This is a genomic window from Gluconobacter sp. Dm-44, assembly GCF_018256175.1.
GTDB classification, from domain to species: domain Bacteria; phylum Pseudomonadota; class Alphaproteobacteria; order Acetobacterales; family Acetobacteraceae; genus Gluconobacter; species Gluconobacter cadivus.
In genome coordinates this window covers 126752-139932 of sequence record NZ_JAERLZ010000009.1, presented here as the reverse complement: position 1 = coordinate 139932, position 13181 = coordinate 126752, and the positions used below count along the sequence as shown (strand labels likewise).

General features: G+C 50.7%; 10 protein-coding genes and 2 pseudogenes. 5 read left to right on the top strand and 7 right to left on the bottom strand.

The genetic code is table 11. The features are described 5' to 3' along the window. Window positions 1–460: 460 nt before the first annotated feature. Window positions 461–1057: a hypothetical protein gene (locus tag JK213_RS11645; protein ID WP_211571617.1), complete on the bottom strand. Its 597-nt coding sequence runs from the start codon at window positions 1055–1057 to the stop codon at window positions 461–463. 458 nt (window positions 1058–1515) lie between these two features. Between JK213_RS11645 and JK213_RS11640 the strand changes: the two genes are divergently transcribed. The 3 genes and pseudogenes from JK213_RS11640 to JK213_RS11630 all read left to right on the top strand — a co-directional run. Continuing rightward, entirely contained in the window at window positions 1516–1920 is a 405-nt protein-coding gene (locus JK213_RS11640) for a VOC family protein (RefSeq protein WP_153431733.1), read from the top strand. Between the two features lie 159 nt (window positions 1921–2079). Continuing rightward, window positions 2080–2630: pseudogene (locus tag JK213_RS11635) on the top strand (IS630 family transposase); the annotation flags it as partial. A 108-nt stretch (window positions 2631–2738) separates the two neighbouring features. Then, window positions 2739–3116 (top strand): annotated as a pseudogene (locus JK213_RS11630) (transposase); the annotation flags it as partial. Window positions 3117–3264: 148 nt separating this feature from the next. Here the strand turns inward: JK213_RS11630 and JK213_RS11625 are convergent. The 5 genes from JK213_RS11625 to JK213_RS11605 all read right to left on the bottom strand — a co-directional run bounded on the left by JK213_RS11625 (window position 3265) and on the right by JK213_RS11605 (window position 9331). Beyond that, complete coding sequence (locus tag JK213_RS11625; protein ID WP_228391974.1) at window positions 3265–3822, bottom strand: lipocalin-like domain-containing protein; 558 nt, start codon at window positions 3820–3822, stop codon at window positions 3265–3267. Between the two features lie 18 nt (window positions 3823–3840). Next, the gene (locus JK213_RS11620; protein WP_211571614.1) at window positions 3841–5268 is read right to left on the bottom strand and encodes a cytochrome c; all 1428 of its coding nucleotides are present in this window, start codon (window positions 5266–5268) and stop codon (window positions 3841–3843) included. Between the two features lie 4 nt (window positions 5269–5272). Then, on the bottom strand, window positions 5273–6916 hold the full coding sequence (locus JK213_RS11615) for a GMC family oxidoreductase (RefSeq protein WP_211571613.1): 1644 nt from the start codon (window positions 6914–6916) through the stop codon (window positions 5273–5275). A gap of 23 nt (window positions 6917–6939) precedes the next feature. Next, window positions 6940–7464: a sugar dehydrogenase complex small subunit gene (locus tag JK213_RS11610; protein WP_153431950.1), complete on the bottom strand. Its 525-nt coding sequence runs from the start codon at window positions 7462–7464 to the stop codon at window positions 6940–6942. Between the two features lie 181 nt (window positions 7465–7645). Next, the gene (locus JK213_RS11605) at window positions 7646–9331 is read right to left on the bottom strand and encodes an alpha-keto acid decarboxylase family protein (RefSeq protein WP_153431824.1); all 1686 of its coding nucleotides are present in this window, start codon (window positions 9329–9331) and stop codon (window positions 7646–7648) included. Between the two features lie 104 nt (window positions 9332–9435). Between JK213_RS11605 and JK213_RS11600 the strand changes: the two genes are divergently transcribed. Next, window positions 9436–10326: a LysR family transcriptional regulator gene (locus tag JK213_RS11600; protein ID WP_211571610.1), complete on the top strand. Its 891-nt coding sequence runs from the start codon at window positions 9436–9438 to the stop codon at window positions 10324–10326. Between the two features lie 76 nt (window positions 10327–10402). On the opposite strand, the gene JK213_RS11595 is transcribed toward JK213_RS11600, so the two are convergent. Then, on the bottom strand, window positions 10403–11314 hold the full coding sequence (locus JK213_RS11595; RefSeq protein ID WP_211571607.1) for a LysR family transcriptional regulator: 912 nt from the start codon (window positions 11312–11314) through the stop codon (window positions 10403–10405). 106 nt (window positions 11315–11420) lie between these two features. Here JK213_RS11595 and JK213_RS11590 point away from each other — a divergent pair, with 106 nt between their 5' ends. Beyond that, window positions 11421–13061, top strand: coding sequence for an NAD-dependent malic enzyme (locus JK213_RS11590; protein ID WP_211571605.1), 1641 nt, complete (start codon window positions 11421–11423; stop codon window positions 13059–13061). Window positions 13062–13181 lie beyond the last annotated feature (120 nt).

Here is a 13181-nt window from a genome sequence, read left to right as displayed (position 1 = left end):
CCCCAGAATGTCCGCTCAATGAGCAGAAGAGAGATAAAGCGGTCGTTTAGTGTCAGTCATGGCCGCGTCTTTGGGGCGGTGTTGAAAGCACTCGCGTGTAGCCACTCTTCCGCAATAGAGTGGATGGCCTATGTAAGTATAAACGAACTGGGGCCGGTTGGCGATAGAGTGAGTCCGTGTAGCGCGCCGAACTGTACGGCTATGTGGGGGTATTTCTTTAGTACATATACCGAAACATTTGCCGGAGCGTCAGGGTCGATTCCTAAAGATCGAAGGTAGTCGTTAATTATTTCACCGTACGTAGGATCGCTCGGCACAGAGAATTGAAACGAGCGTAGGGCCAATTCCCCCGCAACATCAAGGTCATGAAAAAGCGTGTTACTCACTTGAGCCAGATGCGCCGCGGCCGCTCCTGACGCTGCGCTCAAAAGAAGAGAGACACTCATAGATAACTCCATTGTTAGATATCAGATTCGTTACTATTCGGACGGGATTGGAATGGCCGTCTCAGGTTAGGTACATAAGAAGCGACCCCGCTAGTCCTCACCTTGATTTCTTCGTTCAAATATTCATTCAGATAGTCAATGCATGCAAGCACCATCTCGATAGAATTCTGAGAGATAGTCGTCACTATCGTTTTCTCGATGTATCTATAGTTAAATGAAGCATAGTCTTTTCCAAACAACTGGATTATTTCTCCGAGTACCGTACTAAGATCCTCCTCGCGAAATACTACGTTCAAATCTCTCAAATCATTATCGATAGCAACATTATATAATTTCAAAAGATTGTGTCCATATTCCCGACTAGAGAGCTTCTTCTCATTTATTCCTTTTAAACATAGAAAAGATTTTAGACTGGCTTCAAGCGCAAAACATATGTTGTTTGTAAAAGCAATCCAAACAGCATTGGATTCTTTTCCTACGATATCTTTTAGAAAATTATCAAAAGCAATTCTGCACAACTGGCTGTGTCCGGCTGCGGACAGATAGTAAGCTTTTGATCGGTCACAGACCTCTTTGTGAACCATCGGCGGTGGCAACTCTTCATCGATCATTTCTGGCCCACTACAGTAAGACGAATGGCTTATAAAGCTAGAGATTGTTAACGGACTAACGGCCTTTCTCGGGAGCGATCAGCAGAACAAACGCATGTCCGCTATGCGTAAACCCCAATGAATGTATCTATGTCTGACATGAGGCGTAAGCGGACCTGCTGCTCACGCCCTCTTATCGGTCATTTTTGTTGCCCAATGAGTGTCTACTAAGCGGACATAGTTGAAGAAGCTGCTTGACCGCTGCTACTGGCATCAGCAAAGTCGTGTTTGCCTAAAAAGACAGCGATGCAGGTATGGTGACAACCTGTGGTCTCTCTGGAGAGACAGTCACGCTTGAGCGAATAAACCCGCTCTTGGCCATGGCCGGACACGACGAGGATAGGCCTCGTCCGTGGCCGGTCGTCGTTGTCCAGATTGCGATCGGCTCGTGTCCGTCTCACCAACGGAAAGACACAGTCATGAAGCTGAACCATATCAACCTCTACAGCCACGATACTGAGGCTGATCGCGCAATGTTCGAACAGTATTTTGGCCTGCGTACTCTCGTTGTACGTGGGATCAAGATGGCCATCATGCAGGACAATGATGGGCTGGTGCTGATCGTCAATCACTTCGACAACAAACTTGAAGGCTTCGATTATCCCAGGCAATTCGACATCCTGCACATTGGTTTCATCCAGAAGTCTCGCGAGGACGTTGATGCTCTCTATGAGCGCCTAAGCGCCGATGGCTGGGAGGTGCAGGCTCCACGCAACGCGCATGGGGCGTGGTCCTTCTACTTTCGAGCGAAAGGGGGTTATTTCATCGAAGTGACGACATTAACGCCGGTTCGCCCCGAAGAAGCATATCAGAAAAACTCATAATAATGCTCGCCATGAGCGGCTGAGTAATTGGCCGAGCTTCATCAACTATACGGATCATACGTCTCTTAGAGCGTTTTCTGCCCTGAATGAATCGTTGTGGATTCCCAAAGTGGCTGTGATCTGATTCAAGATGACAGCCGGGATGGAGGCCGGCTGTGGATGTCATCACGCACATTGTCTCTGGATCTCCGCGAACGTGTTGTTGCGGCCGTTTCGAATGGTCTGTCGCGGCGTCAGGCGGCTGAACGGTTTGGCGTCAGTCCGGCAAGTGCGGTTCTCTGGTGCGCTCTTGCCGCTACGACCGGCAGTCCTGCTGCCAGCCCCCGTGGCGGGGATCGTCTGTCTCACCGGATTGAGGCGCAGGCAGAGTGTATTCATGCGCTGATCGCCCAGAAGGACGATCTGACCCTGGCCGAGATCCACGCCCGACTGGCTGAGAACGGCCATCACTTTGCAATCGGCACGCTGTGGCGTTTCTTCGCGCGTCATAAGATCACATGGAAAAAAAGACCGCTCACGCGGCGGAACAGGACCGGCCGGACATCCTGACACGACGGCAGGAGTGGTTCGATGCCCAGCCCGATCTCGATCCGGCGCGGCTGGTCTTCATTGATGAAACCTGGGCTTCCACGAATATGGCAAGACGCTACGGGCGGTGTCGACGTGGCCAGAGGTTGCGTTCCGCCGTGCCACATGGTCACTGGAAAACAATGTGCGTGATGACATCCACAGCCGGCCTCCATCCCGGCTGTCATCTTGAATCAGATCACAGCCACTTTGGGAATCCACAACGATTCATTCAGGGCAGAAAACGCTCTAATGTCGCCGCCAGTGATGGTGCGCGATTGAGAGAAGGGCTGCTGGATAAAACCAATACGGCCTCAAGCGTTTGGGCCGACACGGCGTACCGCTCCAAAGCCAACGAAGACTTCATGGAAAAGCAGGGTTTTGTCTCAAAGGTTCACAGAAAAAAGCCGCATCTCAAACCTATGCCCCAACATATCCAGAAATCGAATGCTGGAAAGTCGGTCATCCGCTCGCGTGTCGAGCATGTCTTTGCCGATCAGAAATCGCAAATGGGTTTGTTCGTCCGAACTATCGGTATCACCCGGGCAACCATGAGGATCGGCCTGACCAATACCGTCTATAATATGCGCCGCTTCCTCTTCCTCGAAAGATTGAACGCGAGCGCGTAGTCATCCAGCCGGACGGCAGTCCCCGATCTGCTCAAAACGCAGATCAAAAGCGACCCAAAGCACCGTCAATCAAATCGCCAAAAGCCTTAAATCGCGAGCCAAGCACATCAATCAACGGTTCTTCGATCTCTCCACCTGTTTTTTAGAATTAGTCGGCCCGTTTAAAACGGATAATGCTCCGGGACATTTTTCCGTTATCCCAATTAGGCATAATCCGCCAAGGCGTCAGAACATCAGCTTCATTCCCTTTTACGACGATATTACGACGCTGCTCTGTTCCAACCCATTCTGGCGCCCATGCTGTCTGTACACTTGTAACCCACTGGTTACCTTCCACACGATAACGGCCAATATAGGCAACGAGTGTCTTCATGAGATGCGCTCGGTCTGCATCATTTTTTGCAGGCTGACGATCACTCCCTTCAAGATTAAACGCAACCCAACCGTCAGGGGTGAAGATGACGCGACCACGCGGATGGGCGCCCATAGCGTCAATCAACTTCCCGGTTTCTTTATCCTGAACCTTATAAGAAACCAGCTCCCAAACCCCGACTATGTTCTTTTTCAAGTCTGGATCAACCTGCTTTGGAAGTTCCGGAATGGATACCTCCTGAGCATGGGCAGATGATAATGAAGACATAGACACAGCTCCCGCAAAAGACATAATCAGCATAACTTTTGTGTACGTACGAATTTTTTCAAACATACTCATATCCTTTCTACTTTAAACAACATTTCTCGTTTTATGGCGTCTTATGACGAACACTACGGCACACAGTACCAGGACCAGTATTGCTCCCGCCGCCATGCCAACTCGGGACAACAGCAATAATGGAGAGGCAGGCCCACCCCTTCTGATAAGCGCGACATCCTGTGGTGTGACCTGAACGTCTGGTCGACCATATGTTTTGAAAACAAAATTGCTCAACCTCGCGATCTGATCATCATCAAGCTGTACAGCATCTCCCGATTTCCCACCGAAACCTGGCATGAAGGCTTGCCGCCCCTCCACTGATCGAGAAACACCATATAGAATGGTCGATATAAGGTTGTCGCCACGCGACGCGCCTGTGACTGAATTATGCCAAAGGGATGGATAATAACCGTCTTTACTACCCTGAGCACTGGCCCCATGACACGAGGCGCAGTTCCCCATAAAGAGAGCTGCTCCACTGGCGGTGTTGTCATTGTGATCCATAATCGGGGTTGTCCCCCGTAATTCAACTGCCGGACTTACGTCATGACCCTGCTGAAATCTGGATGACGTATGATCATTCGGATCACTGACCGGCTTTAAACTGCGTAAATAAACGCTAATGGCATTGAGATCGCCGGAAGACATGCGGGAGAAGCTGTGTTCAACAGCCTCACCCATCCCGCCTCCGGCCTGAGCTTTGCCATGCAGGCGTCCCGTGCGGAGATATTCCGTAAGATCGTGATCACTCCAACTCCCAATACCACTGACTGTGTCAGGAGTAATGTTTGGTGCGTACCATGTTCCAAGACTGGCTCCCGACAGCGGATGCGCCAGATCTTCCTGCATCAGGAACCCGCGATGTGTATGGCAGGTTCCACAATGCGTCGCCCCCTGTACCAGGTAAGCTCCCCTGTTCCACTCTGCCGACTTTGTCGCATCAGCCTGATAGGGTTTTCCATTCAGGAACAACATGTTCCAAAAAGACATGGAGAACCGGATATTCATCGGGAATGGCAGCGCTGTAACCGGTCCTTTTTTATCTACCGGAGCAACCTCCTTCTGGAAGTACGCATATAAATCAGCAATGTCCTGATCCGTCAGATAGGAATAAGCTGTGTACGGCATTGCGGGGTACAGGTTGGCACCATCTTTTCTGACGCCACGCCGAACAGCTTTGTCAAAATCTTCTAAAGAATAATGACCAATTCCTGCTGACAAAGACGGAGTGATGTTTGTCGAATACATAACGCCCAAAGGAGTATGCATGGCCAACCCACCCGCGAAAGGCTGTCCATGAGGCGCTGTATGACAAGCTACGCAGTCTGAAGCAATCGCCAGATACTGACCACGCTGCGGATTTCCAAGTGGATCAGCCTTTGCTGGATGTGTCGCAGAAAGAGCAATGGCAGCAAGAGAGCAGACTGTAACTGTGTAGAAAAAGGATCGCTGTATCATGAGATCAAGCCGTCTTGAATTGTGCTGCGATTGCATCGGCGGCCTTCAAAGCAAGTGCTGCCATTGTAATCGTGCTATTTCCACTTCCGCCGGTTGTCATTGCTGCCCCGCCTGGAAGAAAGAGATTCTCATGATCGTGAGAACGGCAATCAACATCGACAACTGAGTCTGATGGGTCTTTTCCCATAATACAGCCTCCCATGATGTGATCGCTATGCAAGAACTCAGGATTCAGATCGAACTTTGTCGCCCCTAAAGCCGCTGCCATCTTTTTAAGTGTCGGAATCGTATATTGTTCCGCACTACGCCGCACATAATCACCAACATCATAATAAATTCGCGGGCGATTGAGCCCCAACCAGTCTTTTTTATCCGACAGCGTCAGACGATTAATAGACGACGGAAGAGGCTCGTGCTCCACAACCAACAGTCCCGTACAAGCAGACAGGCGACGAATTTCCTGATCGAGCGCACGTCCATACAGACCCTTTTTTAACGCTTCTGCTGCACCAATCGAGCCTCGAGCCATATTTTCCATACGGAACATGGCTCCAGCGTATTCACTACGGAAGTCGCCCTGACTGGTGTTCAGAATGCTACTGCCCTGTACGGGACCAACCCCTGTCCAAAGCGGCTCGCTCATTTCAACAGTCGCTTTCAACTTCGGCTGATCCATCATGTTACGCCCAACCTGATCGGAACTGTTGGCAATTCCATTTGGATGGCGGTCATCTTTGGACAACAATAGAAGTTTGGGTGTCTCGATACCATTACAGGCAATGACGAAAGCACGCCCTGTTACGCGATGTGATGTTCGATGAGGGTCATAATAATGGACAGCCTGTATTTTATGACGGTCATCCGCTTCAATGCGATAGGCAACAGCATTGGTTAAAAGCTTTCCGCCTTTGGCCTCAATGCGTGGCAGTGCCGTGGCTGCGTCATATTTTGCAGCAATAGGGCAGACCGGAAAACAGTTATTATTGCCACAGCACGCAGGACGTCCATCATAACTAACACCACTATTGCGCGCCTGCGGTGCAGGCAAATTTTGCAGGCCGAGTGGTGCCATAACATCGGTGAAGCGCTGCTCTCCTGGCCCCAAAGGTAACGGACCCATGGGATAAGGCCGGGAACGAGGCGTTTTGGGAGGCCATTGCAATGCGGCATCCGTTGGACCGCAAACGCCCAGAGCATATTCTGCACGAGCATAATACGGCTCTAAAGTCTCATAATCAAAAGCCCAATCGCGCCCAACCCCATAGAGGCTTTTTAATTTCAAATCTTCAGGGGTCATTCGCCAACAAATGCCAGCCCAGTGCCACGTCGCTCCGCCAGCATACCGAACATAACCTTGCTGGTAAGCCGTGGCATTAGGCCCTGTCAGATCCAGATAAGTATTTTCTTCGCCAGGCGTGCGTGTTTCGAGAACTGGTGCCCATGGTGGGGGAGGAAATGGCGCATCCCAATGATGTCGCAACGACGGAGGAAGGTTGCGAAAATTTTCTACGATGGTCTGTCGATCAACCCTGGGCCCAGCCTCCAACATGAGCACTGACAAACCAGCATCCAGAGCTTGTTCAGCGATCAAACACCCAACAACGCCTGTTCCGACGACAACGACGTCATATTTTGTCTCATTTACCATTTCAGCGCGCTCCTATATCAGCTTCAAAAAATCGGAAGTTGAGAAAGAGGCGGAGCGTCCGCCGTCCAGCCATTAGGCCCAGAAATAGCATAAGAGGGTATCGTCATTACATCAGACGTGACTTTGAACATCAAAGCCTCTTCATAAGAAATGACGGAAATAGTGGATGCCCCCTGAACTGCACCAGTATACCAAGATTCAATGATGCTTTGAGCGGCATTTTTCAAAGAAACATCTGGTAGAGCTTCCATAAGCTCTTCAACATCGGCGGGCTTTTTAGCCTCAATGAACGATGCTAGCTGCTCTAAATGTTCAGGAAAATCAGGAACAGTCGCGATCATTGCATCCGCCGTTCTAATTCCAATCGTTTCATTGAGCTTGTGCGGCACCAAAAGAGATGAGACCGACATGAACTTTTGATGCACCATTCCACCACGCGATGGCGCAGCGCGAGATGTTTGAACACAAAAGAGGGCACTGAGAGACGACATACCCAAAAGCAACCCACGCCTTCCGATCCGAGGGCTGGTAGAACGTGATATGCGCATAAGAAACACTCGCTTCACAAAAATAGAATTACTAACTATGGATACTATATACGCTCATTCGTTTATTTCCTTCATAAATTTTTATTTTAAAATGATCTGTTATTTATTTTTATAGACGTGTTTATGCATGTACTTTCCTGTTTTTAAAGGAAGGTACATGCATAAATTAAATTACTTATTTTCAGACAGGCTTGCGGGAATTGGCGGCTGCAACAAATTTACCCCACTGCACGAGAGTTTCGGTGCAATCTGTCTGATCCAGCTTACATTCGATCAATGTTGGTCCACGAGTATTCTTCTTGGCCTTCTCAATGGCTTCAGCCAGTTCTGCACCTGTCGTAGCGTGCAGGCCCAGTCCGTATTTACCACTTTCCACGCCCGGAACCCCCTGGTTGAAGACCTGCATCAGAGCGGCATAGTCCCAGTTCTGGATATAATTATACGGACCATCATGAATTTTGATCTCAATGACGTAACCAAAATTATTGATGAGGAAGATAATAACCGGCAGTTCATAGCGAACCATCTGCGCCACTTCCTGTGCCGTCAGCTGGAACGAGCCATCACCAACCATCAGAACATGCTGACGCTTAGGAGCAGCCAGGGCATTACCGAAAATAGACGGTACAGACCAGCCGATATGTCCCCACTGCATTTCCGACTCAACTTTAGCACCCTCAGGCAGATGCATACGTGTTGCATTGAACCAGGAATCACCAGTCTCGGCGTATAACGTCGTGTTACCGTCAACCAATGCATTGATCTGACGGGTCATTTCATCATTAGTAAGCGGCTTGGCACCGTCAGCAACCGGCAGCGCAACGGGAGTATACGGTTTCACCAGAGAGGCAGGCTTACTGGACACCCGCTCCGTCAGAGCAGCCACGAATTCCTTCAAACGGAAACCTTCAAAAGTCTTTCCGCTCACCGTGACACGGCCTGGGTCCACCTCAAGCACACGCTCGCCACGCACGGAATCCCGCCAACCGACAGTCGAATAATCATTCCAGACCGGGGCCAGAGTGATAACAGCATCAGCGCTCTTGATGACATCTTCAACGCCAGGGCTGCTGACCTCCCCCCAATAAACTCCGCGGAAACCCGGATGCGCCTCAGAGAAGAAGCTCTTGGCCGCAGCCATAACAGTCACAGCACAACCGAGCTTGTCTGCAAGAGCCACTGTTTCAGTCAGTGCCTCACAAGAGCGCAGCTTGCTCCCGACAAGAATGACAACATTCTGGGCTTTTTCAAGAAACGCGAGACTTTCTTCGAGCGCAGCTTTGAGGCTGACTTCGTCTGCCTTCAGGTGAGACAGAAGCGACGAAACCGGACCTGGGCGCACACAAGGCTGGCTCGCAACGTTACAAGCAATTTCTAAATAAGCGGGCTTTTTTTCGCGCAGTGCGGTCCGAATGACGTGATCGATTTTTGCAGGTGCAGTGTCTGCCGAGGTGATGCTCTCAGCCGCACACGTAACGTGCTTCACCATCTCCATTTGATAATTATAATCTGTCGTGCCGATCGTGTGGTGCAGGACATGGCCCGACCCATGATCATTAGAGTTCGGCGCACCAGAAATCAGAATGACGGGAAGATTTTCAGCATAAGCCCCACCCAGACCATTCATTGCTGAAATTGCACCGACACTAAACGTCACGACAGCAGCAGCAGCACCATTTTCGCGTGCATAACCTTCTGCCGCAAAGCTGCAATTCAACTCATTGCAGTCATAGATCTGCTTCATACCGCCATGCTCAATCAGTTGATCAAGCAGGATCAGGTTGTAGTCACCAGCAACAGCAAAATGGTGTTTCAAGCCGATTTGCGTTAGCCGCTCAGCCAGATAATGCCCAACAGTGAAAGCCATAACTCAGTATCTCCAACAAAAATTCTTCGGACAGAATGGAGGCCCCCTTTTCAAACGTCCAATATATATTTTGACTGATTGTCATACGTGTATCATATGGATATATGGACCTTCGTCACCTACGCTATTTCGTGGCCATCGCAAAGCATGGCAGCTTCACAAAAGCTGCAGAGACGCTTCACATTGAGCAGCCTCCTCTCAGCCAGCAGATTAAATCCCTGGAAACAGAGCTAGGAGTGCAACTCTTTATCCGGTCTAAACGCGGGGCCACCTTGACGGATTTTGGGGAGCAGCTTTTTGAAAAAGCCCAGACAATTCTGCGCCTTGAACATCAATTTCACCTTCTGGCCAAAGGATTATCTCTTGGCGAACAAGGGCGTCTTAGAATAGGGATGGCTGGAGCCGTCGCCCTGTTACCTCTAATACCTAAAGCCATACGAGCATTTCGAGAGCAGTGGCCCGATATTGTAATCACACTCGAAGAGAGTAACACCCCCGCTCTCTGTGAGGCTTTACGAGAGCGCCGGGTAGATCTCGCCATTGTACGCCCGCCAGCGCCAGATCCGGAAATCGTACTCCATCCTCTCTTTGATGAACCAACCCTGATCGCCATTCCAAAAGGCCATCCACTTTCCAAGCACCACACGCTCAAATTAATCGACGTCGCCAAAGAACCATTTCTTATTTTTGATCGCTCACTCGGCCCCGGTTTCTACGATGCTATTATCTCAGCCTGTCAACAAGGCGGCTTTACTCCGCGTTTCGGACAAGCAGCCCCTCAGATCGCCGCAACAATTCCAATGGTTGCAGCGGGACTGGGTGTAGCAGTCGTTCCGGCTTACCTGCGACAAATTCATGCCGATGGCGCAACATTCCATCCCATCTCCGGCCCCTCACCTCGAGCCAGCATCTCGCTTGCCACCCTTGAAGCGAAATTGACTGGACCAAGTGCCAATTTTCATCAAATTCTTCTGGATATAGGAAACAATAATTAGAATATAATATTGAGTGTATTATCCGTAATTTCTATTAACACTTAAAAAAACCGTCCATACATATTAATTATTTTCACTAATGCCATGACGATCGGTGTGACAAAAAATCTCTTAAATTGTCGAGAAAAGTTCGAACGCGCAGAGGCACGTTACGTCGACTTGGCATCGTTGCAAACAATCCGATCGTCTCCCCTTGGTACTCCGGTAAAAGACGGACCAACCTGCCGCATTGCAGGTCGTCGCCGACGTCCCACAAGACTTTGAACACGATGCCTTTACCCTTGAGTGCCCAATCATGCACCACTTCGCCGCTCGTCGTCGATAGATGCGGCGTTACCTCAACGACCTGATCTTCTCCTTCACGAGACAGCCGCCATCGGTCGAGCATTCCCAGCTCATGCCCACGCATCAGGCAAATACAGCGATGCCGATTTAATTCGGCAGGAGTGGCAGGCATGCCAAATTTTTTAAGATAGGCTGGAGCAGCGCAGATGACTCGTTCACTGCTCATGATTTTTGTCGCAACAACCCCCGTTTCATTCGGCATGCCAATCCGAATGGCTAGGTCAAGGCGACTATTAACAACATCCAGCCCTTCATCCGACAGAAGAAGATGAACGCGCAGCTTCGGGAAACGATCGGCGAATTCACTGACAAAATCAGCCAAACGGCGACGTCCCAGTTCAAGTGGTGCTCCAATCCTCAGAACACCACGAAGCTCTTTTTGATTGGCGGAGATCTCGGCTTCGGCTGCTTCAATATCAGTCATGATCTCTGCAGCACGCTCATAAAACGTCTGCCCTTCATCCGTCAGGTCGAAACGCCTCGATGTCCTTGTTACCAGCCGTACGCCAAGCCGCTCCTCCATCCGAGCCAGTCTTCGACTGGAAGCTCCTGCCGAAACGTTGAGATGACGTGCGACGGCAGTCAGATTTCCCGCTTCAACGAGGAGTACGAAAAATCTCAGGTCACCGGCGTCATCGTGCATTGAGGGGCCATCTTTGCATTTTATACACAGATACAATGCCTTTTATGCGACTACCAGCACCATCAACGCACATCCATTGTTTGTTCATCAATGAATGGAGACAGACATGACGTCCGATCGCACTGCATCTTCACTCCCTCCCCTTCTGGATGCGGTTCACAACCGCGAAACCGCCTTCACGAATGAGGAGCGACACAGGAATGGTACGCTCGGCCTCCTACCTGACGCCGTCGAAACTCTTGATCGGCAGATGGAGCGCGTCCTGTGGCAGCTGGACAGCAAGAGCAACGATCTCGAGCGCTTCTTGCATCTGAACGGCTTGTCACAGCGTAACGAAACACTGTTCTTCAAGGTTGTGATGTCCGATCCGAAACGCTTTCTTCCGATTGTTTACGATCCGACGATCGCTGATGCCTGCCTTCAGTACAATCGTCTCTTTGAGAGACCACAAGGCCTGTATCTTTCGTTGCGTCACAAAGGGCATGTGAAAGAGATTCTCGCCAACTGGCCCGAAAAAGATGTGCGCTTTATCTGCGTCAGTTCCGGCGGTCGTATTCTCGGGCTCGGAGATATTGGCGCCAACGGCATGGGTATTCCGGTGGGCAAGCTGCAACTCTATACAGCCTGCGCCGCAATTCCACCTCAGGGCCTGATGCCGATGTTGCTGGATATCGGTACGACCAATCAGAAATTGATTGACGATCCACTCTATCTCGGTTTGCGGCAGGCACCCCCATCGTCAGACGAACTCGACGCATTCGTTGATGAACTCGTCGCAGCCATTCAAGAGCTTTATCCTCATTGCTGCCTGCATTTTGAAGACTGGAAAGGAGACGATGCCATCCGCCTACTGGCGCGATACCGTGACAAGATCCTTTGCTATAATGACGACATTCAGGGGACTGCGGCCATTACGATCGCGGGCCTCGACACAGCCTTATCGATCAAGGGTGAGGCGCTGAAAGAACAACGTATCCTGTTCTACGGCGCAGGTTCTGCTGGGATCGGCATCGCGAATATGATCGTGAGTGCATTACAGGACGAAGGTCTTTCTGAAGCTGACGCCCGCGCCCGCATTTCCATGATGGATATCAACGGCTTGATCGAACCTTCGCGGCAGGACCTTAATGCGTCGCAGGAAGTGTTCGCCCACTCCCATGCAGCGACAAAAGATCTTGCAGAAGCCGTCAAATCTATTAAGCCCACTGTCCTGATCGGCGTCAGTACCAACGCGGGTGGCTTCACCGAAGAAGTCGTCCGCACCATGGCAAGCATCAACGACAAGCCCGTTATTTTCGCGCTTTCCAATCCCACCGACAAGGCGGAATGCACTGCCGAACAGGCCTATCGCTGGACCGACGGCCGAGCGCTCTTCGCTGCTGGTGTCCAGTTCGATGATGTCACTTTGAATGGCAAGACGCTAACCCCCGGCCAGGCCAATAATTTTTACATCTTCCCCGCCGTGGCACTGGCTGTCTGGGCAACACAGGCACGACGCATCACCGACGAGGTCTTTCTCGAGGCGGCCAAGGCAACCGCCGAACAAGTCACAGCAGAACAACGCGCTCACGGCCTGCTTTTCCCGCCGCAAAAAGATGTTCTGCGCGTAGAAATCAATACGGCCATTAAAGTCGCACGCCAAATCTTCAACTCGGGCCTGGCCCAAGTCCCTGAACCCGAAGACATCGTGGACTGGATGGAAGCTAAGCTCTACCGTCCAGAATACACATCGGCGAATAGGCAGTAGTCTCTCCTCCCATACCCTCGTGTCCGAAACTGTGGCAGGCATTCACAGGACGTCGACTGAAAGGGCGTCCCATCAGATCAAGGGGCACAGCCTACACTGTGCTCCCTTCACAATAGGCGT